Raw genomic sequence first — 25,919 nt, forward strand, 5'->3', positions numbered from 1 at the left:
TTCTATGGCGTTTTGGCGTCTTGTTGATCCTTCTGACTTTTCACAGTCAGCCCTGCCAGCACATCACGATCACTGGTTGTGTGCCGCTGCGTTCCTTATCGCCATTATTACGGCATCGGTTTTCTATCCTCTGGCCAGACGCTTTCATCAATCCAGCGGATCTGAGCGGTATGTTTGGCTGCTGTCTGGCAGTTTTGCCGCCGGTATCGGCGTGTGGGCGATGCACTTTACCGGCATGCTGGCATTTCGAACGGTCGTCGCGGTGTCTTATGATCCACTGATCACAGCGATGAGTGTTGTACCGGCGATTGTGGCAACCGCAGGCTGTATTTTGTTATTGCGGAAGGATCAGCGGACTCTGAAGGGGCTGGCTTTGCCTGCGTTAATCCTCGCGGCGGGCATAGGATCCATGCATTACCTAGGCATGGAGGCGATGCAAGTCTCTGCCGATATGTACTATGTCCCATCGCTGTTTTTCTTTTCTCTGATTGCTGCCGCGATTTTTGCCTACGGCGGTCTTTTGGCAAAATTTTACTTGGGGCGTGATACGACCTCTGCGAGCATGGTGGCTTCCATAGGCGGATCTGTGCTTATGGGATGTGCAATTGCTGCGATGCACTTTACTGCCATGGCGGCCACGTATTTTCAGCCCAACGCCGATACGGTTCTTACCGGCGTCCACAGTTCGTCTCCCTGGATGGTCGTTGCGGTCAGTGTCGCGGCACTGATTGTTCTGTCGTCGTTTTTTCTGGCAATGGTGGTCGATGGCCGCTTTGTCGCACTGGGGCGCAACTTACAGCACAGTGAAGTTCGCTTTCAGCGCCTGGCAGACACGACACGTACTGCCATTTTTACCTTTAATGAGCAATTTATTACCTACGCCAACCCAGCACTCAGTCAGATAACCGGATATTCCCCCAAACAACTGCTGCGTATTCCTGTGGGTACCTTGCTGGGCGATGAATTTCTGTTTTATGCGCGGCAAATCCTCGATGAAAACGCGCCTAAGAAACAGCAAACCTATTACCCTCAGTTGGAAGTCGTATCTGCGTCCGGTGAAAAGCACTGGCTCTACCTGAGCATGACTCGGGGTGAAACGGGGGAGAGTATTTGCGGCTTGGCGAGTGCTCTGGACATCACGGATCAAAAAGAGGCAGAGCTGCAACTTCAGGATCTCGCCTACGGTGACGCATTGACCCGCCTGCCAAATCGCTTTCGGTTTATGGAGTACCTGAAGTCCAAATTAGGCAGGCCAGGGCATTATCATGTCGCTATTTTCGATCTCGACAATTTTCGCTTGATCAATGACTGCTATGGGCATGATCGCGCGGATCAAATTCTCGTGTACATTGGCAATAAACTGAACGAACAAGCCCGTGATGGCGACATGATTGCGCGACTGAGCGGTGATGAATTTGCTGTCATTCGACCTGTTGAGTCGGAAGAGGCCCCTCTCGATGAGTTCGCAGACGTTCTCTGCGATGTCCTTAAGGAATCCCTGCGCCCTTATCGCGTCGTCCTGGAAGTCGGGGCGAGTATCGGTTTGATGGCGCTGTGTGCAGAAAGTTACGAGCGCGCAGATGACGTCGTGCGGGACCTGGGGCTGGCCAGGGTAAGAGCCAAGGCCGCAGAAGGGGTTACTTGGGCGGTTTATGATTCAAAACTGGACGAAGCCGCTAAGCGGGGGCGTGAACTTGAAGGGGAGTTGAAGCTTGCCGTGGCCAATGGCGGCCTGGAGCTTTACTACCAGCCGATTGTTGACGCCAATGATCTATCTGCCAAGGGGTTCGAGGCGCTGGCCCGTTGGCGTCGTGCCAATGGCGAAATGGTTTCGCCCGCTGAATTTATTCCCATTGCTGAGAAGAGTGGAATTATAGCCAGTATCGGTTTGTGGGCGTTGGAATCGGCAGCCCTGCAAATCAGCGAATGGAACCGACGGGGCTTCGATCCGACGCTCTACATCAGTGTCAACATGGCGCCCGTCTCAGTCAGTGATCTGCGGTTTCAACGGAAGCTCGCAGAAGTGATCGAAAATTACGGGATTCATCGTGGGCAGCTCAAACTCGAATTAACAGAGCGCGTGTTGATGCGGGATACCGAGTTGGTTCAAAAACGGTTACAAGCTTTCCGGGATCTTGGATGTGACTTAATGCTCGACGATTTTGGCACCGGGTATTCCTCTCTGTCTTATTTACAAAAACTGCCGATTAACGTCATAAAGATTGATCGCAGCTTTGTTTCGGCATTGAGTAACCGCGGTGCCTCTGGCGTCATCATTAAGTCTATTATTGCGATCTCTCAACATTTGGGGATGACGACGGTATCGGAAGGTGTGGAAACCGCGCCACAAGCCGCAATTCTCGCCGAACTTGGCAGTCAATACCTGCAAGGGTATTTATTCGCACAGCCGATGCCCGCCAATCAGGCGACCACCTGGCTGGCTGGTCACTATGAAAATGATGCGCGGGTTGGCGCCTGACAAAGGCGTCTTGTAGCTCTTTCGCATCACGTCGTTTCGGGAACCTCTGATTAATTACCTACGTTGCCTTCGCCACGTTAATAATGATATCAAAATGCCCATTTACGCCACGTAAACCCGAGGGGGCGGTCCCAGCGTTTTTCGGCCATGACTGCCTTGTACTGGCTGCCTCGCCAACACGAATCAGACGTTCCTTAGATATGTGGTTCGACGGTCATTCCGTTAGCGACGACGCTACCCGCGCGAGGCGGTCACTTAGCTGAATCACTCTCCTTTTTTGATCGGAAGTATCGGGTCATCTTCGCAATTGGCGAATGCTTTCACCCTTGAATATTCTCTCAAAGCGGCTTGAACACCGGGCGTATACTTGAGCAGGAGGGAGCTTTAGCAAAGGATAGTAGGGAATTTCCGAAATGGTTTCCTTCACGGTAATGAAATATCGACTGCCAATCTGTCATGACTTTCAATAAAACGACTACAGGTTGAAAGAGTGCAATTTTGACTTGTGGTGTGGGGCAAATGTTTGCGCTCTTGTCAAAATTGGCACCTCATATTCTTTTTTCTATTTACATCCTGGCGGTGTTGGCAGCATATTGTTCTTTACGGAGATTGTCATAAATTGGTTATGATGACTTGCTAATAATGCGTCCTAGAGAGTCGTCGGAAAAGTCCAAGAAAGAATCTTTGCATCGAGCGAGGTTCTGTGAATTTGAGAGATCACGACTCTAAAGGAAATTGTGTACATCAACAAAAAAACAAGGATTGGTTTTTATGGTGTTAACACGGATGTTGCCCCGCGCCTTTGGCCGAGGATTTCAGCGATATACCGCGATGGGATTAACGGTTATGGCGCTCGGTGGCTGCGCGGTTACCGAGCAGCTGGCCAATACCCCAGCAAACAGTCAACGTTCTCTAGAATCATTTTCTAAGCCGAGTGTTGAGCAGGCTTGTTATGATCGAGCAACGGAACCTTATACTGCCGTTGTCGATGCTCATTTTCATCCTCGCCCCTTTGGTGGGGCAGCCATTCCTCCTGATGAAATGATTGATATTTTTGATCAAACCAGTGTTAGGTTTGTCAATTATTTTGGTATTGGACAGGTCTTGGAATTGAATTCCGGTTGCACCTATTATCTGGATTGCCCCGGTGTGGCTGCGCAGCCCAGTATTAAAAATGATTTCGTGAATGGTATGAATTATGGGGCTTACCCCCATGAGAACCTGCACATCACCTTATCCATGACGTTTATGGACTTGGCGCATCCAGAAAATATTGTGGAACTGATTGAGCTCTACGATCGAGAATATCCGGGCATGTTTTCCTGGTCGGGAGAACTCAATGTGATGAAACAGGCGTTGTTGCCGAATTTGGCTGAGCCTTCAACGGAAGCGTCGATTGAACAGTGGGCGCCATTTATGGCGGTGCTGCGGGACAGGGATATTCCTGTCACCTTACACTCCGATTTAGGGAATGACGACAATCCCACTGAGTTTCTGCCCTTGATGAAAAGTGTTCTAAAACACTATCCCGATAATAAAATTGTTTGGGCGCATATGGGGTTATCAAAAGAACTCACAACGATGGATCCACAGAAGCACGTGGCTCTGATGAAAGAGTTTCTCGATACCTATCCCAATTTGATGCTCGATATTTCCTGGGATGTTCTTTTTAATGCCTACCACCAGTGGGGCGACGTGTTTATCGACTTCTTTAATGCGTATCCAACACGGATTTTACCGGGCACAGATTTTGTCGCGGCGGATACCAAACCCAGAGATCAATACGCCAAAGAACTTGATGTAACCAGTCGAGCGTTGAAGTTTCTCGATAACAATGCGTTTCGTCAAATTGCCCTAGGAGAGAACTACTTCACGCTAATGAACTTGGATTTCGAAGCGCCCAGCGTGTGTCCTTATGAGGTTCCGGAAATTCCCTCGGCGAATTAACCATGGGATATCGTTTACGCGTCTGGAATCTGGTTTGTATAGGACCGGCGTTATTGGTATCCGGTTCGGTTTTGAGTCAGTCGACTGACGTGATCGAACCGGAAAGTTCCGACGAATATCACGTTGAGGGCTTTGCCTCGGAACCCAATCAGCACAGTGAGTTTTTGCCTTTGTTGCAGCGTCTTGAAAGCATGCCCGTGTTTTCCGACAGTCAGCTGCAAGTAAAGCCAAGGACCTACTATCTCAATCGAAACCGTGATGAGAATCCTGATAACTTGGGTTGGGCATTGGGAGGCTCACTTGCCTATCAGTCGGGTTGGTGGCAGGAGCGACTGCAGGTGGCTGCCACGCTGTTCACATCGCAGAAGCTCCATGGCCCTTCAGATAAAGACGGCACACTGTTGTTCGAGCCAGGACCAGAAGGGTTTACGGTATTGGGGGAGGCGAACGTCACTCTGCGGTTGACGGATACCCTGGGTCTCAGAGCCGGTCGCCAGAGTCTGGATCTCCCTTACCTGGGAAAACACGATATCCGTATGGTTCCCAATACGTTTGAAGGGGTGGTTATAGGCTCGGCAGTTGATCAGGGATTTTCGTATATTGGCGGTTATATCACCGACATTAAACGCAAGAACGATGATCAATTTATCAGCATGGCGGAGGCGGCTGGAGCGGATGATGACGGGGGAACCGCTCTGCTGGGAGCCAGATACACACTTTCTGATCAACTTCTGGTTGGCGGAATCTATCAGCATACCGATGATGTTTTCGATACCTGGTTCTTTAAGACAGAGCAGGGGCTGACGCTCACGTCGGCAACGTCCGCAAAAGCGAGTTTGCAATACACCAATCAGTACAGCGTCGGTGACCAGGCCATTGGTGATTTCGCAACCGATCTTTGGTCTGCAAAGCTGGAGTATTCCATCGATGAGTTTACCTGGCGTCTGGGCGCCAGTGTGACAGACAGCGATCACCCCTTGCAAAAACCCTTCGGTAATCCAGCAAATTATCTCTCCGTCATTGTCGATGATTTTGACCGGGCAGGTGAGCAGGCGATGATGTTTGGTGTGTCTATGGATTTAGGTCAATTTGCCAATGCAGATTTGAGTGCATTTGGTAATGTTGTACGAGGGGATACCCCCGATAAAGGCGTTCATGCGACGCCCGATGAAACGGAATATGACTTAACTTTCGATGCACACTTTCTGGGCGGATCTGCGGAATCTTTGTGGATCAGAATTCGTGCAGCCTGGATTGATCAGGAAGAAGGTGTCGCTGACGGTGATGATTTTTTCGATTTTCGTATCATCGTTAATTACGATCTGGATTTGATATAAGGGCACCTTTCATAAAATAGGGGTTTCGATTTCTGGCAAGCAAGTAATGAGCGATCACAGCCATCACGTTGCCAGAACTCAAAAAACCCTTCTTAGAGATACCCATAACTCTACTATCGCAGTTCGCGAGTGCAGGATGCGCTTATGGCTTCGCTTAAAAAGAATAGCCCTCTAAAAACGTCAAGGGTGATGTCGTTTTGTTTACTCACATGTATGTCTTTCAACTCCGTTGCGGCAGATCTTACGACGGAAGAGGAGCTTAAAGAGTTACAAAAAATGCGCGAGCGTTTGCTGGAGGACATTCATTCTTTCGATACACGGATTAAAGCATTGGAAAATAAGTTGCAGCTGGACGTGGCCGAAGAAGAATTACCTTTAACGCCGAAAACAAAACCACTGGAATCGATAGCAAATTCGGCAGATGCAGACAACGCCTGGGGACGTTTTGAACCCGGCAAGGGCTTTGTGCTTGCACGAACAGAACTAGGAGAACTAGATTTTAGTGTATTTACCTATGCTCGTTATTTGAATCAGCGTGGGTTGGATGAGACTTACACGGACAGTTTTGGGCGGACCTCTGAGATTGACTATCGCAATGACATTCAATTTCAAAAGCTGACCATGAACTTCAAGGGTTGGTTGTTCGATCCTCGTTTTCGATTCCTGTTTTACACCTGGACGTCCAATACCAGTCAGGGCGATCCGGCTCAGGTTGTTGTTGCGGGCAATCTCGGCTATCAGTTTAACGACGCTTTTAATCTCTATGCCGGTATCGGAGCCCTGCCCAGCACTCGCTCGACCAATTACACCTTTCCCAATTGGTTGAAGAATGATCATCGGACGATTGCCGATGAATTTTTCCGTGGTTCCTACACATCTGGTATCTGGGCTTCTGGCAGTTTACTGCCGGGGCTCGAATATCGGGCTATGTTGGGCAACAATTTAAGCCAATTAGGAGTGAATGCCTCACAGTTGGATGATGGTTTAAATACCCTATCCACAGCGCTCTGGTGGATGCCGACAACCGGTGAGTACGGGCCAGGTGCCGGCCTTGGCGATTATGAAATGCATGAGAATTTCTCGACACTGTTTGGCGTTCACTTTACGCGCAGCCGAGAGGATGCCCAGGGGCAACCGGGCACGGAAGGGTTTGAGAATGCTCAGATTCGCCTGTCGGATGGAACGTTAATTTTTAGCGATGATCCATTTGGCACCGATACCGATATTCGTAAGGCAACCTATCAGATGATGGCGCTAAACGGTGGATTTAAATATCAGGGCCTGTCTGTCGAAGCCGAATATTATCAACGTTGGGTCGATGATTTCTCTACCACAGGTGGCGGCAATTTACCGATTTCAGAGCTGAATGACGAAGGTTTTCAAATACAGGGGTCCGCGATGCTTAAACCGCGCTCCCTACAGGGTTACATTGCATACTCAAAGATTCTGGGAGAGTACGGTAACCCATGGGATTTTAGTGCCGGCATCAATTGGTTTCCATTCCAGCGCAAAGAGGTGCGGTTGAATCTGCAAGGCTTGTATCTCGAGGATTCTCCAGTGGGTTATAGCAGCGTTCCTTTCGCGGTCGGCGGTAATGGTTGGGTGGTGAGTTCAGACCTGATATTGGCATTTTGAGACGATACTCTAGTCCCAGCTCTGGTGCATAAAATGGAACGGCTTGTATCACCGGCATGAATTGACCCAGAAATGCGCCAGTTCTACTCTTTTCGCTCCCATGCCGGTGATTCCCTGTTTTCTCTAATGAATCGCCGGCTCAAATAACAATAATTTCAAGGAGCGATTACCACATGACAGCGATCACGCATAAAACGGCGTTTGTTACCGGAGGTGGGTCCGGGGTTGGTTATGGACAAGCTTATCGGTTGCTTGAAGCTGGCTGCAAGGTTGCCATTGCGGATATCCGCGAGGACCACCTGCAGGAAGCCGTTGACAAACTGTCTCCTCTCGGAGGCAGTCTGCTGCCGGTTGTGCTCGATATTACAGATCCGTATGCATATCTGGAAGCGGCAGATCGCGTGGAGGATGAATTGGGACCAGTGCAACTGCTGTTTAATACCGCAGGTGTGTCTCATTTCGGCCCCTTGCGAGATGCAACCCTCGAAGATTGGCAGTGGCAATTGAATGTCAATCTGATCGGCGTTATCAACGGTGTGCAAACCTTTTTGCCTCGTATGATGGAGCGTTCCGAAGATGAATGCCATATCACCACAACGGCTTCGATGTCGGCCTTTATGGCGCTGCCGACCACAGGGATTTACTGTGCGACGAAAATGGCGGTGCGTGGTTATGTTGAAACTCTGGCGTTAGAGTTGAAGGAATCTCATATTGGCGTATCCATGTTGTGTCCTGGCGCCGTCAATACCAATATCCACGAAGCCGTGTTAACGCGCCCCAAACATCTAAGTAATACCGGTTATTACGGCAAGGATGAAACGGTATTTGAGCATCTTAAAAAGGTGATTCAGATCGGAATGGAGCCGGAGACGCTGGCGGCATTCACGTTAGAAGGTATCGAAAGGGATCAGTTGTATATTCTTCCGTATCCAGAGTTCAAACAGGCTCTAGAGGACGGGCATCGCAAAGTTATGGCATCGCTGGCGCTTCCAGAAGACGACCCGGAATACGAGAAGCGTGTGGCTTATGGTGTGCCTGGTGGAAAATAACCGTTGAGTTCTTTAACCTGGTGACACGTCTTTGACGATCTGAATATCTTCGATGTGCGACAGTTTTCGACAGATACTCACAAAAATTGACCTTGTTTTTCGCAACTGTCTGGTACGCCTGCGTACTAAAGAGTAGGCCGATCCACGCGCGAATCGACGTAAGTGGTGGCTTGCTTAATGAGAGGAAAGGTTAATGAACAACGTCAATCGTCAACGTTTTTGTTTGCCAGAGAGGAAGAATTTGCTCTTGGCATTTTCCGTAAGTGTGATTCTAGGATTATCAGGTTGTGCCTCACCGTCTCTGCAGACCGGGCCGAATGCAGAGGTCAGTTTTGATGGCTTGACCAAAGTTGATCACACGACCATGGATGAGGTTTGGGTTCGAGCGGATGCGAGCATCGGTCGCTATGACAAGATTATGTTGGCAGAGCCAGAATTCAGTTATAAGCCCGTCAAAGAGAGTGTTGCGAGTCGTTTTTCGGCAACCTATGGAGGCGAAACAGAATTTCCACTCAGTGATGAGCAAAAACAAAAGCTGGCCGATACCTTTCGGCAGGTGTTTACAACGGAGTTGAGTCACAGCGAGCATTTTACGTTAACAGACCAGCCAGGACCCGGTGTGTTGGTTATTAATGCCCGTCTGCAGGACATTGTTTCAAATGTACCTCCAGAGCCGGTAGGGCGATCGGATATTTTTATCGATGAAGTGGGCAGTGCGACATTAATTCTGGAAATTCACGATTCTCAGACCGACACTATCCTGGCCAGAGCAAAGGATGAGGGAACGGCAGAGAGTGATTTACCACATCTGCAGCGATCAAATGCGGTGACCAATTGGCGGGAGGTGAGACTGGAAGCCCAAAAATGGGCGTCTACCTTACGACGTAATCTGGATGAGCTGGCTCAGTCGCCAGCAGCTCAGTGATTTTCTTTCAGCAAAGATTGTCGCACCGTTCATGGTTTCTGATTTTTGGCTTCTAGAGAGTGTATAACTGTCGCGAAGCCTATCATTTTTTGCGAATGGACAATAGAAATTTCCGCATTGCTGTGTACACTTTCTAGTAGCAGCAGGCTGGCCAACTGTTGGGGTTGGCGCCAGCAGCCTGTTAATGGAGGTGTCCCTTATGAGAGAGTACATTCGTCATCCCTCTGATATTCCGATTGAAATTCGCACTGCTCAGGATCAGGCGGTCGCCATGGAAGAAGCTCAGGACATCAGCTATGGTGGCTTGGCGTTTTACTCGGATACGGCAATGCGGCCGCGGTCACTGATAAGTCTACATATTCCCCATGTCATGACAGCAGAAGAATCCACATTGGCCCGGGTTGCCTGGTGTCGTCGTATCAATGGTAAGTACACGGTAGGGGTGGAGTTTCAGGATTCGACAGAAGCCTATCGTGTTCGAATGGTAGAGCAGGTATGTCATATTGAAAGTTATCGACGTGACATTGAGACTAAAGAGGGGCGTAGCCTGAGCTCGGAAGAGGCAGCCGCCGAGTGGATTGGGCGCTACGCTGGAGATTTTCCGGATCCTTAATTACGTACGTGGGCGATGGCACAAGACGATTACACCTATATGAATATGGCCATTGGCCAAGCCCGCGTTGGGCGTACACCCTTTGGCGCGCTCCTTGTCCAGGACGGGCGCATACTGGCAGAAGGCTACAATACCGTTGCTCGGAGTAACGACCCAACCGCCCATGGTGAAATTGTGGTTATTCGAAAAGCCTGTGAGACAATGCAGAAAAGCCAGTTGCACGGTGCGACGTTATATACCACGGGTGAACCTTGTCCGATGTGCATGTCGGCAGCGATCTTTAGCGGGATAGGGCGCTTGGTTTACGGCGTAGCGATCGACAAGATTGCACGGTTCATGCCCCAGATTCGCTTGTCGAGTCGGCAGTTGTGCGATTGTGTAGAAAATGCCCCCGAGGTCGAAGGTCCGGTGATGGGGCCTGCCTGCGAGCTGTTGTTTCAAGAATTTACCCGCTCTTGAAGCAAGTGAAAAATTGCACGATCACTGACTTCTAAATCTGTATTTGGTGCTTTGCCTCCTGGCTGCTATGCTGGGGCCTGTTGCTATTTTTTGCCGATCCCCCCTGCAATGTTGTATAGCCATGCCAATGCATCCTTCCTGCGATTTTTTAGCCCCTGAGCACAAATTTCAGCTCCATGATCTGTTAAAGGTCAAGGCGCCGCCCACACCGAATGATTTTGAATCTTTCTGGCAGGAGGCTTATCAAACCGTTTTGATCCGACGACCACGACTTCGGCTTGCTGGAGAGCGTGGGCAAGGGCCTTGGCGAGTTTTTGATATGCACTACCAGTCGACGGATGGGGTCACCATTGGCGGCTGGTTGTTGCTGCCCAAGCTGGCGCCGCCGCGTCGGGGGTTTATCATCGGTCACGGCTACGGGGGGCGAGATGCGCCGGATTTGGATTTGCCCTTTCACGATGCCGCGCTGTTATTTCCCTGCTTTCGAGGTATTTCCCGCAGCCGTACTGAGGGGATTTCGGACGATCCCTATTGGCATGTATTGCATCATATAGATGACCCTAAACGCTATGTTTTGCGAGGGTGTGTTGAAGATCTTTGGTTAGGCGTCTCGGCCTTATTGTCACACTTCCCTCAGTTGGAAGGCAAACTTGGCTATTTGGGAATCAGTTTCGGTGGTGGCATTGGAGCGCTGGCGCTGGCCTGTGAGAAACGCATCGCGAGTGCACATTTTAATGTCCCTACCTTTGGGCAGCGCCGGTTGCGCTTACGTCTGCCAACGCACGGCAGCGGTCGAGCGGTGCAGAGCCACTGTCGGGCGCATTCTCGAACAGTACTCAAGACGCTGAGTTATTTCGATGCCGCCTGTGCCGCTCCACGGTTAACCATGCCAATTCACTGTGCTTTAGCGTTACAAGATCCGGTGGTGACGCCGCCTGGCCAGTTCGCCATTTACAATATGGCGCCGAGCGATAAGCAGTTATTTGTGCTGGACGCGGGACATATGGAATATCCCCGTCAGGAGGCTCAGCGACGGGAACTGGTGGCGGAGCTAGAACAGTTCTTCGCACCTCTGGTCGGCGAGGCGGAGGCGCTATGATCGGTATTGTGGCTATCGGGCAGGACGCTGGGGTTTACGGTGAACAGGTCTTATCATAAGTGGTGGAGCCCTCACCTTAGACGTGAAATGGAGCTGTTGGTGTTTGGGCACGGTGGTGCCAGAGTTCTGGTGTTCCCCACTCGCGGTGGTCGATTCTACGAATATGAGAATCTACGTTTAGTGGAACGACTCGCCCCCAAATTAGATGCGGGCACGATGCAGCTGTTTTGTATTGATGAGCTGCACTATGAGAGTTTTTATTGTTTCTGGGCTCACCCTTCTGGCAGGGTTAAACGTTATCTGGAATTTGAACACTATGTCCTACAGGAAGTCTTTCCGTTCATGGACAGCATCAACACTCATCCCTGTACGATCAGCCACGGTTGTAGCCTAGGCGCCTTTCACGCCGCTAATCTTGCATTTCGCCATCCTCATCTTTTTCAAAAACTCTGCGCGTTTAGCGGACGTTATGATTTAACGCTAGCGGTCGAGAGTTTTAATGATTTGTTCGATGGCTTCTATAACGACGATGTTTACTTTAATACGCCCAGCCATTTTTTGCCCAACTTACAACGAGAAGATTCATTATCACAATTGCGGTCAATGGACATTGTTCTCGTGGTGGGGAAGTCCGATCCTTTTCTCTACAACAATCTACAATTGAGCCGCATATTGAGCAGTAAAGGCGTCAACCACAGTCTTCATCTGTGGGATGGTCGCGCTCACTCGGGATACTACTGGCGAAGAATGGTTGAAGTTTATTTGTAGGGCTAGGGTTGGATCGCCCAATTTGCGATAGCAAACTGATTACGATTAAGCGTAGACGACGCTTAACGCTGATTGGGGAAGGAGGCTAAAGACGGATTTACCGCTGAGCAGCAGACGGCAAATCCAAGGGGGGAAACAATCAACAGCCGATCAGGCTAGAGCTGTGGTCAGTGCTTGGTTGCGAGATATCCACTGTTGAACCATAAAGGTCTGACTGGGACGACTGCGAATGATCTTCTGATAGAAGGCATTTCTCTCTTCAAACAATGCGCAAATGAAATCCTTGCCTAATTTTTTGGCTGCCCAGTTGGCCGCATCACGGGTTTTTACACCGACGATACCATCGGCAATCAACTGTGCTTGATAGCCCGCTTGATTGCAGACGTTTTGAAGCAGCTTAATGGCCCGAGAACCACCGTGTGAGGCAGAGCAATCGACCAAATAAGGCTGGATATCCCCAGGCAGAGACTCGATGCCGGTTTTGACCAGATGGTTGTACTCGAACACCTGACGAGCGGTGCTTTGAGTCAGTGACTCGAATTCTTCTTTCGTGGCAATTCGGCCGAGATAGTTTGACAAGGCCTGTTGGCTGATACCGAAGCGCAATGGGCCACCTTCATCCAGGGGGCGATTTTCAAACGCTTTTTCACGGGTGATGATATCGCTGATCATGTCGCTTATGTTTTTCACGTTCACCTCAATGTCCATCTGATGTTTTTTGCTTGGACGGACAAGGCCGTCCCGCTGATTTCCGTAACACATTTTGTGTTATTGCCAAGTTATAGGCAGAATTATAACTAAAGGGTTCACACGCCAAAGAGGCTTGTCACTTGCGGACAAGAAATTGGCAGCGCTGGCCAAATAAATTTTCCTTTCGATCGAGATTGATGGCGAAATTGGTGAAATTTTAACCCTTGGTGAAGGCGAACGAGTTCCGTGACTTGTTTAAAACTGATCGGTAAACACGACAATAGACGGGGTCAATATGTCTGCTTGGATACCTTTAGTGGGATGCGTGGCTGGGTTGGCGATCGCAATCTCTGCAGGCCTTTGTCATGGGCAGAAAAAAACGCCGCCAGCGCAGGAAATCGATCATCATCAGTCTGACAGGTTTCGTAATCCCTATATAGAGCCCCTGCGCGGCACAATTTTTACCTTCATGAAAATGCGAGTGTTTGGCGATGAACCCTGGGCGGATCAAGAGGCGCAAAAGGGTAGAATACCCGTAGCGACAACATTTCGAGATTTAAAGCTCGATAGTGATGGGCCGAGAGTGACTTGGATTGGACATTCTACGTTTTTGGTCTCTCTGCATGGCTTGAACCTGCTTACTGATCCCGTATTCTCGCGTCGAGTCTCTCCGTATTCCTTTGTCGGTCCCAAGCGGCTGGCGCCTCTGCCTTATCAACTGGAAGATCTGCCTGACATCGATTATGTGGTTATCTCTCACAACCACTACGATCACCTGGACAAAGCGACCATACGTCAGTTAGGCGATCACCCTATGTACCTGGTGCCGCTGGGGTTAAAAGACTGGTTTGTGAAGGTCGGCATTGATTCAACGCGAGTGGTCGAGCTGGATTGGGGGGAGTCCTGGCAGGGTGAAGGCATTCAACTCACAGCGACACCGTCGCAACATTGGTCTGGGCGCGGCCTCTGGGATCGCAACAAAAGTCTGTGGGCGTCCTGGTTGGTCAATTTCAATGACTTTACCTTGTGGTTTGGCGGCGACACTGGCTATAACCCCGTTCAATTCCGAGATATCGGCAACCGCTATCCCGGTATCGATTTGGCTTTCATTCCTATTGGCGCCTATGAGCCGCGATGGTTTATGCAGGCTCAACACATAGATCCGGCGGAAGCCATCACGATACATAAAGAGATTGGCGCCGCTCAGAGTATTGGTATGCACTGGGGAACCTTTCAACTCACCGCGGAAAATCTCGACGATCCGGTAAAAACCTTGCGTCGCTTGCGGGAAGAAGAAAACATCCGTGAGCAGGAGTTTTTCACACTGTCCATCGGTGAAACCTGGTTCCCACAATCGGATCAGGCGTTACCGGGCAATTCTTTTGAGGGCGTCAGCGCCGGTCCGCCACCAGCAGAGTAGCCAGATAAAACACGGTGCCAAGGGCAGGTCGATTGGGCAAGCGATGGGCTATGGCCGTCATGACAGAGCCAATAAAGTGAATGTTCTTGGGAAATATCAGGGCGGCCTGCGCGCGAAAAAATACGGTAGCACTGAGGTGATTTTCCGCATCGAGATAGCAGTGGATCTCCCGCAAACATTTTGCTCGAGTGTCATCATTATGAGGCGGGCAGGGATCGTTGGCGATCGTAATCACCGCTCGCTTGGATTGAGGGTAGTGGGTGAGGCAATCGACAACATTGTCGATTTTCGCCTGCATGCCGTCTCGGTAATCACCTTGACCGCCGCCTCGCTCAGGGGAGAAAAGGGCGCGTTGGGCGTCGCTAACCTCCATCTCGAGATTCCAAGCGCTGTAGGCTTCTAGAGTGGCACGGTCGAACAGTTCCGTTTCTACGGTGAAGTCCATCATGTGCAAGTGTTGCACATAGTTGCGTACATCTCCCTGGCACGCTAGCTGGGTCATTTTTTCGAAGGCCTGTTGGCAGCTGACTATTTCCATGGATCTGTCCCAAGGCAGATGGTTTTTTGATAGACAAACTCTTCAAGACAGCGGATGCCCTGTTCGCGTCCAAACCCGGATTGTTTGATACCGCCGAAGGGGGTGTCGGCGGCGAAGAGCTGTGTGCTGTTTGCGCCAACCACGCCCGCTTCCAGTCGTTGAGCACAGCGCCACAGGCGAGGAAAGTCGCGAGTAAACACATAGGCGGCCAAGCCTGCCTGGGTTTGATTGGCTCTCTTTAATACTTCGTCTTCGGCGTGAAAGGGCAGTAGGCATGCGATGGGTCCAAACACTTCCTGTTCGACGATACTCATGGTGTCTTTGACGTCCGTGAGGACTTGAGGATAAAAAAGTGCGGCGTTTTGCTCGTCACAGCAGGGGCGCCGCGTTGCCTTTGAGGCACCTTCAGCGAGGGCGCTCTCAACCAGTGCTTGCAAACGAGAGTTAGCGGCGGTGTGAATTTGCGGGCCAATTTGTGTCTGTGGTTGAAAAGGGTCGCCACACACCAGAGCGTCGGTATGGACCGCCAATTGACTGGCCAGCTCATGGTATCGACTGGCGTGAACAAAAATACGATTTGCGCCGACACAAATTTGCCCACCATTGTAGTAGCGCGCAGCGGCAATGCGTTTTACGGCAACATCGATGTCTGCGTCTTCAAAGACGATAAAGGGCGCATTACCACCGAGTTCAAATTGAGTCGGTAAGAGTTGTTCACTGCACTGGCGATAGAGTTGCTTGCCGGTGGCGACAGAGCCGGTAAAAGACAGTTTACGTATCCGGTTGTCGCCGCACAGAAGGTTGCCGATGGCAGTCGGGTCGCTGCAGGGCAACACATTGAACACTCCATTCGGTAGGCCAGATTCGGTGGCGAGCCGCGCCAGCGCCAGGGCAATCAAAGGAGTTTGCTCAGCCGGCTTAAGAACACAGGTGTTTCCCGCCGCAATGGCTGCGCCACATTTTACGAGGACGGAGGCGACCGGAAAATTCCAAGGTGTAATGGCGGCTACAACGCCCAATGGTGTAACCAGCGTCAGATTTTGCTGGCTTTCGCTGTGCGACGGCAGCGTCTCTCCGTGCAGCCGCAACAGATTTTCCGCGTACCAGAACAGCATACTGGCACCATGACTCACTTCATCTATCGCTTCGTGAATGGGCTTACCGGACTCCTGTGTCACAAGCTTGGCAAGCTGCTGTCGCTCGTCCAGCAGTCGTTCTCCCCATCGGCGTAGTTGGGCAGATCGTTGATTGGGTGCCGTTGCAGCCCACTCGGGGAAGGCGGCAGCCGCGTTACCGATGGCGAGTGACGCCAGCTTTGCGCTGGTTTCTCCAACCTGCGCCAGTATTGTGTCTGCCCAGGGATTGGTTACTGTAAAAAAGCTCTCAGCGTCACTCGCTTGTCCGTCGATCCAGGCAGATGTTACCAACCCGTCGTGGGTGTATTCGGCAGTCACAGGGGGGCGTTACCTCAAGTTAACAGGGAGCGGGGATGGCAAGTTGTAGAATCAAAAATAATGGCTGTAGTCGGAACGCAGTAGAGGCCATTCATCGGCCATAAATTGCGTCAATCGATGTTTGCAATCGATGTTTGGATTAACCCAGCCCTCGGCGGTTTGTTGATAACCGCTGCCGAGGAACTGAGTCTCGTTGGCGGCATAGTGATAGGGCTGAAAATCAAAGCTTCTTAAGCCGATCGTGGTGCGCGGTGCAGCCAGCAGCGGGACGCGATGGCGCAAGCGAATGTTATCGAACAGAACCAGATCCCCTCCGTGAAGCGTCGGAGCATAGGTGACGTTAGCGCTTTTATCGAGCAACTCTATGCCTGCGCCGTCGTTGTGATTTTCCGTGACAAGTACCGCAACGTATCGGGGGAGTATCCCTTCCAGCAGTGTAAATTCGCCATCGTCGAGGCGTTTCGTTTTCAGGTATTCGCCGTCAAAGTGCTCGGCAACCGGTTTGCTGCCGGTTAAATACTTTTGAAAGTTCAGCATACAGCGATCACTTGGAGCTGGGGCGCTGCCGTTGAGAGCGGTGAGTTGCTGGTTGTGGTCTCGTAAAAAACGGCTGATGGTAGGCAGGTGGGAATGATCCACGGTGGGAAGCGGGCCGTCTGCTTCGGCGATCATAAAGGCGTGACTGGTACGTGTCTCACTGGAATCGGAGGGGTAGACACTGTGCCGCATAAGTTCATCGCGATTGTAGTAATTGACGATCATCTCACCGGTTTCCGCTTCAAGAGCCATACAGTCACTGGCGCTGTAGATGTGTGGAAAGATGACGAATCCCTGCTCGGTCATTGTATTAGTGAGCGAATCCGGTGTCATTGTTGCCTCCTGTCGGCTAGGTCCTACTGCAGACTACAAGTCTCTGTGTTGTCACGCAATGGTGGTGGATGTACGGTTACTCTCCGAATTGCGTATACTTAGTGATAAGACATAATCACAAACGGCCAGCCTGGCCAAGATTGGGAATTCATGCCTCAGACAAGTCAGTCCGAGACCAGTCGGTCCGAGACCAGCCGAGCGCTTGCCGACGCAGACCGTATTGCCGAACTGGAACGACGTTTGGCTTCGGCAGAGGCGGAACTGGCAGAAGCTCGTCGACAGGTTGATGATGTGCCAAAGCGCGCCAGCGAATCTTTGCTCATAAAAGATGATCTCGTGCGTTATGCCTTAGAAGAGGTCAACGACGGCTGGTGGGATTGGCATATCAAAAAGAATTTCGAGTATATGTCGCCTAATTTTTGGAAAACCCTGGGGGTTGATCCTGCGACCAAGCGCCATTCACCCGAGGAGTGGCAGGATCTGATACATCCTGATGATCTGCGGGTAGCCATGGGCAACTTCGAGCGCCACTGTGCCACTCACGGCCAACATCCCTATCAGCAGAACGTCCGTTATCGCCATGCCGAAGGGCATTGGGTCACGGTGTATTGTCAGGGAAAAGTGATCGAGTGGGATGCGCAGGGCGATGCCGAACGCATGGTCGGAATTCACGTCGATATCACCGAAGAAATTCGCCTTTCCAATGCGCTGCAGGATAAGAATGCGGCCTTGGAAGGTCTCAACCGTGAAATTGACGCGTCGCGCAAAAGGTTTCATCTGCTCTGGAATACGTCTCCGGACATGTTTCTCTCGGTCGACCCGGTCAGTTTCTGTGTGCTGGATTGCAATGCTCGCGTGCAAGAGCGTCTGGGTTATGGCAAAGGAGAGTTTATAGGTCGTCCGGTCATGGATTTTTATCATCCTGAAAGCCTTGGGAGCATTCGCGCGGCGATAGATGAGTTTCAAGCGACAGGCCGCTTGCGCAACATTCGAGTCGATGTTGTGGCGCGTTCGGGTGAACGTGTTCCCGTGCTGTTGAATACCAATGCCATTCGCGGTGCCGGCGGAGAGGTTTTGTTCAGTTCTTCGTCGTGGACCGATGTCAGTGATATGATGCGCTATACCGAAGAATTACAGCGTTCAAATTCAGAATTAAAAGATTTCGCCTACGTCGCCAGCCACGATTTGAAATCGCCACTGCGTGCTATCAACTGCCTTGCGCAATGGGTGCTGGAAGATGAGGAGAGCCAACTGTCGAACACCTCCCGCGAGGATCTGCAAAAGCTGCGCGCGCGCAGTCGTATAATGCATGAGCTTCTCGATGGGCTGTTGGCTTATGCCCGAGTCAATGACACGCCCTCTCAGGCAGAGTTTTGTGATGCTAACAAACTTGTTGAGCGAATTATTGAAACTCTGGATCAGCCCCGTAACCTGGATATCCAAATCGATACCATGCCGCAGTTCGTTACTGAAACGGCTCCCTTGGCAACGGTATTGCGCAATTTAATCGATAATGCTATTCGCCACGGTGCTGCCATTGATCCCCAGGTTTTTGTGCGCTGTGAAGATCAGGGAGACAACTATAATTTCCTGGTGTTGGATAATGGTCCTGGTATTCCAGAAGGGCAGGAAGAAAAAGTCATTGGTCTCTTCCGAACAGTAAAGCCCCGGGGCGATACCGGCACGACAGGGATTGGCTTGGCGATTGTCGAAAAAATATTGCATCGTCAAGGGGGGCAGCTCAAACTGTCGAATCGAGCCGAAAACAGCGGCGCTTGTGCGTCGTTTCTTTGGCCCAAACACCCGCGGAACACCTAGTGTTTACCTTTATGGCTCTACCAGACACAAAAATCCTGATCGTCGATGACGATGAGGTCGATCGTCGTGCTGTGCGGCGGTACCTTAAGAAAAATGGCGTTGAAAACCCCGTTGAAGAGGCGACCGATGGTCAGCAGGCGCTGGCTATTCTCAATGAGAATTTGGGACTGGGTGACGCTGCCGTCCCTTATATTGTATTGCTCGATCTCAATATGCCCGTGATGAACGGGCATGAATTTCTTGAACAGCTGCGGCAGGTGCCCGCGCTTTCAGGAACGGTGGTGTTTGTACTCACCACCTCTGGGGCGCCTGAAGATATCGATAAAGCCTACCAGCGATTCGTTGCTGGCTACATGGTGAAGAACAGTTTTGACGACAAATACAGCAACATTTTTCAAATGTTATCTCTGTATTTGAAGACGGTTTCTATGAGGCGAGCGCCGATAAAAGAAAGTCGTAAGCCATCGTAACGTATAGACAGCTGTCTGCCGACCAAAATCAGCCCCTGCTTGGCAGCTCCCCGGACTTTGCCATCCTGAGACAGGTGTATATGATGAGCTATCTGTCGTCAGTTTCATTACCTACAGGGAAGTCGAATGCCGGGATCGATTGTGTGTTTTTTGGGGGCCTTGATTTTTTTGGCCATCGCTGTTGGCCTGTCGGAAAACCGAACGGCAATTAACTGGCGAACGGTTGGGGTCGCGCTTTTTTTACAAGTCTTTCTGGGGGCTATCGCCTTATTTATTCCTCAAGGCAAAGCGCTTTTTGCGGTGCTTTCCAGCGGTGTTGGCAGTGTCATCAGTTATGGCACTTCCGGCATTGAATTTCTGTTCGGTGATATCGGCAGCCAAAAGCTTGGCTTTATTTTCGCGTTTCATGTCTTGCCGGCGATTATTTTTTTCTCTTCGCTGATGGCGGTCCTCTATTACGTCGGGGTTATGGGCTGGGTTGTAGCTACCCTCGGTGGCTTATTGCAACGCTTGCTAAAAACCAGCCGAGCCGAATCGATATCGGCGACAGCGAACATTTTCGTCAGCCAGACCGAGGCTCCCGTTGTGGTGCGGCCTTTTGTTGCCGGCATGACGCGCTCAGAGCTCTTCGCCGTTATGGTGGGGGGCATGGCAACGATAGCTGGATCCTTGTTGGCGGGGTATGTGGGCCTGGGGATTGATTTGAGCTATCTGCTGGCGGCCAGTTTTATGGCGGCGCCCGGAGGTTTATTGATGGCGAAATTGATATTGCCGGAAACTGCGTCAGCACAAGAGCAGGGGCATCTGGTCACCAATAATCGCGATCAATACACCAACCTTTTTGATGCTGCGGCTGGTGGCGCGACAACTGGACTGGCGTTGGCGGTCAATATAGGCGCCATGTTGCTGGCCTTTATCTCATTGATTGCGTTGTTTAATGGATTTGTCGGCTGGGTAGGGCAGTACCTGGGTTACCCCGATGCCAGCTTACAAAGTATGTTAGGTGTTGCGTTTCGGCCCATCGCAGTGCTGTTGGGAGTTCCCTGGTCCGAATCCGCCCTGGCTGGCAGTTTGATTGGACAGAAGTTGGTGCTCAACGAGTTTGTCGCTTATGTCGAGTTGTCACGGGTTCACGAGCAATTGTCTCCCTATTCGCAGGCGGTTGTGACCATCGCGTTATGTGGTTTCGCGAACTTTGCCTCAATTGCGATACAGTTGGGAGGTTTGGGGACTATGGCACCGGAAAGGCGTTCAGACCTTGCACAGCTCGGTTTGCGCGCTGTTATTGCCGCATTCCTCGCCAATCTGATGAGTGCGGCAATTGCAGGTTTTTTCCTGGCGTTGTAGATTGCGGGTGTTCAAACCAGCTTAACGAAGCCCTTCATGATGCCGATGTGGCCGGGAAACGAACAGAAAAACAGGTAGCTGTCATCTTTTGTCAGCGTTGCGACCTTGAAGGTAACGCTGGTGGATTCTCCGCCGCCGATCAATTTGGTAGCGGCGATCACGCGTTCGTCGTCAGCCTTTAGGTAATCGCCTTCGAGACCTGCGGCGAGCCCGTCTCGGGCAATGGCTTGAGCGTCATCGGCTTTGGATAGTACCCAGTTGTGGCCCATGACGCGTTTATCCAATTGTCCGCTGTGGGCCAAGTTCAGGGTAAATTCCGTGCAGCTTTCTGGGATATCCAGCTCCGATTTATCATACTGCATCATGTCGTTGCTGGTGATGGTGGCTTCGCAGTCGCCTGCAAATGCCTGTCCAGAAATCAGTAGTGCACCACAGACCAGCAGTAACGTTTTCATCATTCTCTCTTACTCCAATTGCGTTTTTGACCATAAATCGATCTCAAGAGAGGATCATGACAAATTATTCAAATGATAACAATTATCAGTTGCGCTTTTTTGTGAGTCAGCCTGATTTGGGGACTGGCGTTGGAAGGGTGCTTTAAAAACCGTTTTCCCTCAGGCGCTGTTGTAAAAAATCGCCAGCGGTAATGGGGCTAAATTGAGCGCCTTGCTCTGCGACAAAGGGAGGCAGGCATTCCAGCAGTGCGTCGTTGTGGGGATGCACGAAAAACGGCATGGAATAACGGGGCCGCCGGGTATCCACGGGGTTAATCACTCGATGCAAGGTTGCTGGCAGATGATTGTTGGTAATCAAGGCCATCATATCGCCAGTGTCGACGATAATATCATCGGGTTCACCATCGATTGCGAGCCAGCTGCCATCGCGATCTTTCAACTCCAGGCCGCTGTCTGTAGCGCCAACCAAAAGTGTCATCAAGTTAATGTCGGCGTGGGGCGCGGCCCTTAGCGAATTTTCGGTGGCTAGATGTTCAGTGGCAGGGTAATGCAGGAGTCTATGAACAGAATTGCCATTGCTGATCAGTTTCTGCATAAAGCCTTGGGGCAGTGTCAATGCGTCACCGATGGCCCCTAGCAATTGTGATGCGACGGCAAGCAGCTGAAGATACAGATCCCGAAAAAAGGGTTTAAATGCGGGAATCTCGCTGGGCCAATAGTTGCTCGGATAGACGGAATGGTAAGGGCTGTGTAGTGGAACTTCCGGCCCAATGTGCCAGTACTCTTTTAAATCGGGATGGGGGTTTCCTGCAGCGTGCTCCCGCCCAAAAGGGGTATAGCCGCGTTGCCCGCTGCCGTCACCATATTGGTTTTTGATCTCGAAGGGCAGGTTAAACAATTGTTCGCACAAATGATAAGCCCGCCCTATATCAGCGCTGCTTATACCGTGATCAGCAATAACCACAAATCCGAATTCATTGAGTGCGCTGTAGAGATCGTCGATAAACGTCTGACGAGTCGCGGCGCTGTGGAACGTCTCAAGAGAAAGCCTGGGAACTTTGCGCTGGGTGGGGGAGTGTGCAATTTGATTCACGGCGATATCCTATCTCTCTTGTGACAATCAAGCGTACTGGTGACATTCAGGCCGTTTTTCTGCCGAGGTCTGACTTGGGGCAGGGTATTGCGACGCAATTGCGATACTGGACGAGTTTGCAGAGTTTGACAAGAATCGAGTTAAACGGTTAAGTTCAGTCTGGCGCGGTTTTCTATAATGGAAGGAAGGCGGTCAAACCGTCTGGCCGGGTGTCTATGCTGCGTCCAAGGTTTAAGTGGCAAGATTCCCAATAAACCTCACGGAGGAGTTGGTTATCAGGGAGTTTCGTTATGGGTGAGCAGTCTCATACGGGCGTCGAGCACATTTGCCTTACGTCCCATACCATTGACCAGCCATCGGTGGTCCCAAAGATTCACTGGGGGGCTGCGCATCCCCATGAGCGTGGTCCGGTTATCGGTACCGTTTCGCAACGTCAGCATCGCAATTGTATTGGCAGCCACAGCGGCAGTTACACCATCTATCGGGCGCTGTCGATCGCATCTGGCAAATTTCCTCCCAGGCATCGGCCGGACCTTCACAACACCGAGCCTACCGACAGACTGGCGCCGCAACCGGCCTGGTCCGAGCCCGGCAAAATTATTTCGCTCGATCCTTGGGGTGCGCATACCGTCGAGGCGTTTGGCGAATATCTTCAGCAAGGTTTTAACATTCAGCCCACGATTGCAGTGACCCAGGCGCGCTTACAACTCCCAGAGGTTCGCGAGGCGTTAAAGGAAGGGCGGTTGCACGCCGACGGCAAATTTGTCACAGCCAGTGGTGACGCCAAAGTCACCAAAGTGGCAATCGACCCGGTTTGGTATTTGCCGGGACTGGCCGCGAGATTCGGTTTGTCCGAACCGGACCTGCGAAAAATTTTGTTTCGTGAAACCGGCGGTATGTTTCCTGAATTGGTTACCCGCTCTGATCTCAAAGTTCTGTTGCCTCCCATTGGGAGTACTACCGCGTACATTTTTGGTGCCATGGAAGATCTGGCGAAACCGAGTGTTGAGCTTACCTGTCGTGTTCATGACGAGTGTAACGGATCGGATGTCTTTGGATCAGATATCTGCACGTGTCGCCCCTACTTGACCCACGGGATAGAGGAAGCGATTAAAACCGCTCAAGAAGGGGGGGTGGGCTTAATTGTGTATTTTCGAAAAGAAGGCCGTGCACTCGGCGAAGTGACGAAGTTTTTAGTTTATAACGCCCGCAAACGGCAGAAGGGCGGGGACAGTGCCGCAACTTATTTCGAACGAACCGAATGTGTCGCGGGTGTTCAAGATGCACGCTTTCAGGAATTGATGCCCGATGTGCTGCATTATTTTGGGATTCGTAAGATTCATAACTTGCACTCGATGAGTAACATGAAATACGACGCTATTGTCAACAGCGGTATTGACGTGGTCAATCGAGTCGGCATTCCCAGCGGTTTAATCCCGGAAGACGCTCACGTCGAGATCGAGGCTAAAAAGGCCGCGGGTTATTTCACCGATGGGGATATAAAGCAGGGCGGAGAATTGGAATCGGTGAAAGGCCGAAATTTGGACGGCGGGCGCGGCGATGTCTGATCACTCTCTCTTGTCTAAGGTGTCGGTCGCCGATGCCGAGCGCTTGTTATTACCGCAGACGATCCGATCGCAAGCGGAACGCATGCTGTCTCTGTGTGAGAGCGGCGGAACACAGTTTCGCTATCACAGTGAAAACCTGTCTGTGGTCGCTGATCAGGTGCTCGCAGTCATGAAGAAAAACTATCCGGATTTAAAGGTTCCCTATCATTCTCGGTGGCGACACTTTGAAGTCGGCAATCGGCGGCAATTGGAACGCTTTGATCAGATTGTTCGTTCGCAATCACCACTCGAGCAGCTGCAAACGTCCCTTGATATGGTTATTCCGTCGGTGTTACTTGACGCCGGCGCCGGCGCCACGTGGCGTTATCTTAGTGAGGGGAATGCCGCCATCGGGCGCTCTGAAGGTCTCGCTCTGGCGAGTCTCGACAGTTTTCTCTCAGGCGCCTTCGGGCAGACCTCGGCGGAGGTTCCGATCGCATCCATTGATGGATTGCGATCGGTAACTGAAACAGACTTCTGTCGTTTATTTCAAGTCCGCGAGGATAACCCGCTAACGGGGGTACCAGGGCGGGTTGGGCTCCTGCATGCGCTGGCCGAAACTATGGCGTCTCAACCTGAGGCGTTTCCTCTTGGCCGTTTATCCGATTTCGGGGTCGGAATAATTCGGCAGTCTGCTGGCAAACCAATTGCCGCACAATCGATACTTCTGGCGCTCTTGCGACAGTTTGGTCATATTTGGCCGTCCCGCCTGAACGTAGAGAATATCAATTTGGGAGATACCTGGGTGTATTCTGGGCTAGGCGACGGAGTGGATTCCCTCGTTCCCTTTCACAAGTTATCTCAATGGCTGTGCTACTCCATATGCGAGACCTTTGAACGCTGTGGTTTCCCGGTGGTTGGCATCGAGCAGTTGACTGGACTGGCGGAATACCGCAATGGTGGCCTGTTGCTAGATTCTGGCTTATTGCAACTGCGAAAGCCGGAATTGGCTGCTCAGCCCTGGCGACCGGAAGAGCCGATTATCGTAGAGTGGCGAGCGCTCACCGTTGCACTTTTGGATCGAATTGGCCAAAGGATTCGAGAAAATTTGGGTGTCGATGAGGCGAGTTTTCCCCTGGCAAGGGTCTTGGAGGGGGGGACCTGGGCTGCTGGTCGGGAAATCGCCAAGCAGCTGCGTGCAGATATGTCACCGCCACTGACGATCGTCAGTGATGGAACAGTTTTTTAATTGATAGGTTGGAGTTTGTTTTTATGTCTGAGAAGTTGTTGGACAACCCGATTCTCCAGCATAAGCTCGCTGATCTGCGTTCTGCCAGCACGCCACCGGAACGTTTTCGTAAGCTGATCGGGGAATTGGCCATCGAGTTGTTTATGGCCGCGGCGCAGGATTTACCGCTGCTCGATGTCAGTCTGGAAACTCCTCTGGCGCCAGCCAGTGGACGCAAGGTGGCAAAGCCTATCGCATTGATTCCAATCATGCGGGCGGGCAACGGCATGTCTGACAGCATACAGGCGTTTTGGCCTAAGGCGTCGGTAGGGCATGTGGGTATTTACAGGGATAAATTCCTTCAGACCACCGTTGAGTATTATTTTAAAATGCCAAAAGGTGTGGCCGCGGCGGCGGTGTTCGTGCTCGATCCGATCATCGCGACGGGAGATACCGCTATTGCGACAGTCAGTCGTTTGAAAGAAAACGGCTGCCAGGATATTCGGTTCTTAACCATTTTAACGTCGGCTCAAGGCCGTCAAGCGTTGTTGTCGGCACATCCAGATATCGATCTGTACGCATTGGTTAATGATGAGTCCTTGGATCCAGATGGCTACCTGTTGCCGGGTGTCGGGGATGTCGGTGGCCGCTATTACAATACGCAATAAAAATGCGTTA

General features: G+C 51.2%; 23 protein-coding genes. 17 read left to right on the top strand and 6 right to left on the bottom strand.

The features are described 5' to 3' along the window. The first annotated feature begins 4 nt into the window (after positions 1–4). The 10 genes from ACXAFR_RS16140 to ACXAFR_RS16185 all read left to right on the top strand — a co-directional run bounded on the left by ACXAFR_RS16140 (position 5) and on the right by ACXAFR_RS16185 (position 12,311). The gene (locus tag ACXAFR_RS16140) at positions 5–2,479 is read left to right on the top strand and encodes a bifunctional diguanylate cyclase/phosphodiesterase (RefSeq protein WP_475178680.1); all 2,475 of its coding nucleotides are present in this window, start codon (positions 5–7) and stop codon (positions 2,477–2,479) included. A gap of 771 nt (positions 2,480–3,250) precedes the next feature. Beyond that, positions 3,251–4,426 (top strand): amidohydrolase family protein, encoded by a 1,176-nt coding sequence (locus ACXAFR_RS16145; RefSeq protein ID WP_475178682.1) that lies wholly within the window; start codon positions 3,251–3,253, stop codon positions 4,424–4,426. A 2-nt stretch (positions 4,427–4,428) separates the two neighbouring features. Continuing rightward, positions 4,429–5,763, top strand: a complete 1,335-nt coding sequence (locus ACXAFR_RS16150) for an OprD family outer membrane porin (protein WP_475178684.1) — start codon at positions 4,429–4,431, stop codon at positions 5,761–5,763. A gap of 144 nt (positions 5,764–5,907) precedes the next feature. After that, the gene (locus ACXAFR_RS16155; RefSeq protein WP_475178685.1) at positions 5,908–7,398 is read left to right on the top strand and encodes a hypothetical protein; all 1,491 of its coding nucleotides are present in this window, start codon (positions 5,908–5,910) and stop codon (positions 7,396–7,398) included. A gap of 173 nt (positions 7,399–7,571) precedes the next feature. Next, a complete protein-coding gene (locus tag ACXAFR_RS16160; protein ID WP_475178686.1) occupies positions 7,572–8,447 on the top strand; it encodes an SDR family oxidoreductase in 876 nt (291 codons plus the stop codon). Positions 8,448–8,640: 193 nt separating this feature from the next. Then, positions 8,641–9,372, top strand: coding sequence for a DUF3313 family protein (locus ACXAFR_RS16165; RefSeq protein WP_475178688.1), 732 nt, complete (start codon positions 8,641–8,643; stop codon positions 9,370–9,372). A gap of 199 nt (positions 9,373–9,571) precedes the next feature. Then, complete coding sequence (locus tag ACXAFR_RS16170; protein WP_475178689.1) at positions 9,572–9,985, top strand: PilZ domain-containing protein; 414 nt, start codon at positions 9,572–9,574, stop codon at positions 9,983–9,985. A gap of 15 nt (positions 9,986–10,000) precedes the next feature. Then, the gene (locus ACXAFR_RS16175) at positions 10,001–10,444 is read left to right on the top strand and encodes a nucleoside deaminase (RefSeq protein ID WP_475178690.1); all 444 of its coding nucleotides are present in this window, start codon (positions 10,001–10,003) and stop codon (positions 10,442–10,444) included. 121 nt (positions 10,445–10,565) lie between these two features. Continuing rightward, a complete protein-coding gene (locus ACXAFR_RS16180) occupies positions 10,566–11,543 on the top strand; it encodes an acetylxylan esterase (RefSeq protein ID WP_475178692.1) in 978 nt (325 codons plus the stop codon). A 39-nt stretch (positions 11,544–11,582) separates the two neighbouring features. Continuing rightward, on the top strand, positions 11,583–12,311 hold the full coding sequence (locus tag ACXAFR_RS16185) for an esterase family protein (RefSeq protein ID WP_475178693.1): 729 nt from the start codon (positions 11,583–11,585) through the stop codon (positions 12,309–12,311). A 150-nt stretch (positions 12,312–12,461) separates the two neighbouring features. Here the strand turns inward: ACXAFR_RS16185 and ACXAFR_RS16190 are convergent, their stop codons facing one another. Further along, positions 12,462–13,001 carry a putative peptidoglycan-binding domain-containing protein gene (locus tag ACXAFR_RS16190; RefSeq protein ID WP_475178694.1) on the bottom strand — a complete coding sequence of 180 codons (540 nt, stop codon included), beginning with the start codon at positions 12,999–13,001 and terminating at the stop codon, positions 12,462–12,464. A gap of 295 nt (positions 13,002–13,296) precedes the next feature. On the opposite strand from ACXAFR_RS16190, the gene ACXAFR_RS16195 reads away from it, so the two are divergent. Next, on the top strand, positions 13,297–14,421 hold the full coding sequence (locus ACXAFR_RS16195) for an MBL fold metallo-hydrolase (protein WP_475178695.1): 1,125 nt from the start codon (positions 13,297–13,299) through the stop codon (positions 14,419–14,421). On the opposite strand, the gene ACXAFR_RS16200 is transcribed toward ACXAFR_RS16195, so the two are convergent. From ACXAFR_RS16200 to ACXAFR_RS16210, 3 genes are read right to left on the bottom strand one after another with little or no spacing between them, the layout of a single operon-like run. Then, on the bottom strand, positions 14,393–14,959 hold the full coding sequence (locus ACXAFR_RS16200) for a hypothetical protein (RefSeq protein WP_475178697.1): 567 nt from the start codon (positions 14,957–14,959) through the stop codon (positions 14,393–14,395). The genes ACXAFR_RS16195 and ACXAFR_RS16200 overlap by 29 nt on opposite strands. Beyond that, a complete protein-coding gene (locus ACXAFR_RS16205; RefSeq protein ID WP_475178698.1) occupies positions 14,950–16,413 on the bottom strand; it encodes an aldehyde dehydrogenase family protein in 1,464 nt (487 codons plus the stop codon). Before ACXAFR_RS16205 ends, ACXAFR_RS16200 begins: the two co-directional genes overlap by 10 nt. Positions 16,414–16,464: 51 nt before the next feature. Then, positions 16,465–17,283 carry a hypothetical protein gene (locus tag ACXAFR_RS16210; RefSeq protein WP_475178699.1) on the bottom strand — a complete coding sequence of 273 codons (819 nt, stop codon included), beginning with the start codon at positions 17,281–17,283 and terminating at the stop codon, positions 16,465–16,467. A gap of 150 nt (positions 17,284–17,433) precedes the next feature. Here ACXAFR_RS16210 and ACXAFR_RS16215 point away from each other — a divergent pair, with 150 nt between their 5' ends. From ACXAFR_RS16215 to ACXAFR_RS16225, 3 genes are all read left to right on the top strand, one after another. After that, the gene (locus tag ACXAFR_RS16215) at positions 17,434–19,101 is read left to right on the top strand and encodes a sensor histidine kinase (RefSeq protein WP_475178700.1); all 1,668 of its coding nucleotides are present in this window, start codon (positions 17,434–17,436) and stop codon (positions 19,099–19,101) included. Between the two features lie 11 nt (positions 19,102–19,112). Continuing rightward, a complete protein-coding gene (locus ACXAFR_RS16220; RefSeq protein ID WP_475178702.1) occupies positions 19,113–19,571 on the top strand; it encodes a response regulator in 459 nt (152 codons plus the stop codon). Between the two features lie 126 nt (positions 19,572–19,697). Further along, a complete protein-coding gene (locus ACXAFR_RS16225; protein ID WP_475178703.1) occupies positions 19,698–20,918 on the top strand; it encodes a NupC/NupG family nucleoside CNT transporter in 1,221 nt (406 codons plus the stop codon). A gap of 11 nt (positions 20,919–20,929) precedes the next feature. Here ACXAFR_RS16225 and azu read toward each other — a convergent pair whose 3' ends face one another. Together azu and ACXAFR_RS16235 are read right to left on the bottom strand one after the other, a co-directional pair. Beyond that, a complete protein-coding gene (gene azu / locus ACXAFR_RS16230; protein ID WP_475178705.1) occupies positions 20,930–21,376 on the bottom strand; it encodes an azurin in 447 nt (148 codons plus the stop codon). Between the two features lie 139 nt (positions 21,377–21,515). Beyond that, positions 21,516–22,466 carry an isopenicillin N synthase family dioxygenase gene (locus ACXAFR_RS16235; protein WP_475178707.1) on the bottom strand — a complete coding sequence of 317 codons (951 nt, stop codon included), beginning with the start codon at positions 22,464–22,466 and terminating at the stop codon, positions 21,516–21,518. Between the two features lie 290 nt (positions 22,467–22,756). Between ACXAFR_RS16235 and ACXAFR_RS16240 the strand changes: the two genes are divergently transcribed. The 3 genes from ACXAFR_RS16240 to upp are packed head-to-tail and all read left to right on the top strand — an operon-like array spanning position 22,757 to position 25,909. After that, a complete protein-coding gene (locus ACXAFR_RS16240) occupies positions 22,757–24,034 on the top strand; it encodes a GTP cyclohydrolase II (protein ID WP_475178708.1) in 1,278 nt (425 codons plus the stop codon). After that, the gene (locus ACXAFR_RS16245; protein WP_475178709.1) at positions 24,027–25,262 is read left to right on the top strand and encodes a DUF1688 family protein; all 1,236 of its coding nucleotides are present in this window, start codon (positions 24,027–24,029) and stop codon (positions 25,260–25,262) included. Before ACXAFR_RS16240 ends, ACXAFR_RS16245 begins: the two co-directional genes overlap by 8 nt. A gap of 23 nt (positions 25,263–25,285) precedes the next feature. Continuing rightward, entirely contained in the window at positions 25,286–25,909 is a 624-nt protein-coding gene (gene upp, locus ACXAFR_RS16250) for a uracil phosphoribosyltransferase (RefSeq protein WP_475178710.1), read from the top strand. The last annotated feature ends 10 nt before the right edge of the window (positions 25,910–25,919 follow it).

The sequence above is a fragment of the Pseudomaricurvus sp. ABR4_320 genome, from assembly GCF_056159445.1.

Excerpts from the sequence above, each read along its gene's own strand:
- ACXAFR_RS16140 (WP_475178680.1), top strand. The coding sequence starts at position 5 with ATGGCGTTTTGGCGTCTTGTTGATCCTTCTGACTTTTCACAGTCAGCC.
- ACXAFR_RS16145 (WP_475178682.1), top strand. The coding sequence starts at position 3,251 with ATGGTGTTAACACGGATGTTGCCCCGCGCCTTTGGCCGAGGATTTCAG.
- ACXAFR_RS16150 (WP_475178684.1), top strand. The coding sequence starts at position 4,429 with ATGGGATATCGTTTACGCGTCTGGAATCTGGTTTGTATAGGACCGGCG.
- ACXAFR_RS16155 (WP_475178685.1), top strand. The coding sequence starts at position 5,908 with ATGGCTTCGCTTAAAAAGAATAGCCCTCTAAAAACGTCAAGGGTGATG.
- ACXAFR_RS16160 (WP_475178686.1), top strand. The coding sequence starts at position 7,572 with ATGACAGCGATCACGCATAAAACGGCGTTTGTTACCGGAGGTGGGTCC.
- ACXAFR_RS16165 (WP_475178688.1), top strand. The coding sequence starts at position 8,641 with ATGAACAACGTCAATCGTCAACGTTTTTGTTTGCCAGAGAGGAAGAAT.
- ACXAFR_RS16170 (WP_475178689.1), top strand. The coding sequence starts at position 9,572 with ATGAGAGAGTACATTCGTCATCCCTCTGATATTCCGATTGAAATTCGC.
- ACXAFR_RS16175 (WP_475178690.1), top strand. The coding sequence starts at position 10,001 with ATGGCACAAGACGATTACACCTATATGAATATGGCCATTGGCCAAGCC.
- ACXAFR_RS16180 (WP_475178692.1), top strand. The coding sequence starts at position 10,566 with ATGCCAATGCATCCTTCCTGCGATTTTTTAGCCCCTGAGCACAAATTT.
- ACXAFR_RS16195 (WP_475178695.1), top strand. The coding sequence starts at position 13,297 with ATGTCTGCTTGGATACCTTTAGTGGGATGCGTGGCTGGGTTGGCGATC.
- ACXAFR_RS16200 (WP_475178697.1), bottom strand. The coding sequence starts at position 14,959 with ATGGAAATAGTCAGCTGCCAACAGGCCTTCGAAAAAATGACCCAGCTA.
- ACXAFR_RS16210 (WP_475178699.1), bottom strand. The coding sequence starts at position 17,283 with ATGACACCGGATTCGCTCACTAATACAATGACCGAGCAGGGATTCGTC.
- ACXAFR_RS16215 (WP_475178700.1), top strand. The coding sequence starts at position 17,434 with ATGCCTCAGACAAGTCAGTCCGAGACCAGTCGGTCCGAGACCAGCCGA.
- ACXAFR_RS16220 (WP_475178702.1), top strand. The coding sequence starts at position 19,113 with ATGGCTCTACCAGACACAAAAATCCTGATCGTCGATGACGATGAGGTC.
- ACXAFR_RS16225 (WP_475178703.1), top strand. The coding sequence starts at position 19,698 with ATGCCGGGATCGATTGTGTGTTTTTTGGGGGCCTTGATTTTTTTGGCC.
- azu (WP_475178705.1), bottom strand. The coding sequence starts at position 21,376 with ATGATGAAAACGTTACTGCTGGTCTGTGGTGCACTACTGATTTCTGGA.
- ACXAFR_RS16240 (WP_475178708.1), top strand. The coding sequence starts at position 22,757 with ATGGGTGAGCAGTCTCATACGGGCGTCGAGCACATTTGCCTTACGTCC.
- ACXAFR_RS16245 (WP_475178709.1), top strand. The coding sequence starts at position 24,027 with ATGTCTGATCACTCTCTCTTGTCTAAGGTGTCGGTCGCCGATGCCGAG.
- upp (WP_475178710.1), top strand. The coding sequence starts at position 25,286 with ATGTCTGAGAAGTTGTTGGACAACCCGATTCTCCAGCATAAGCTCGCT.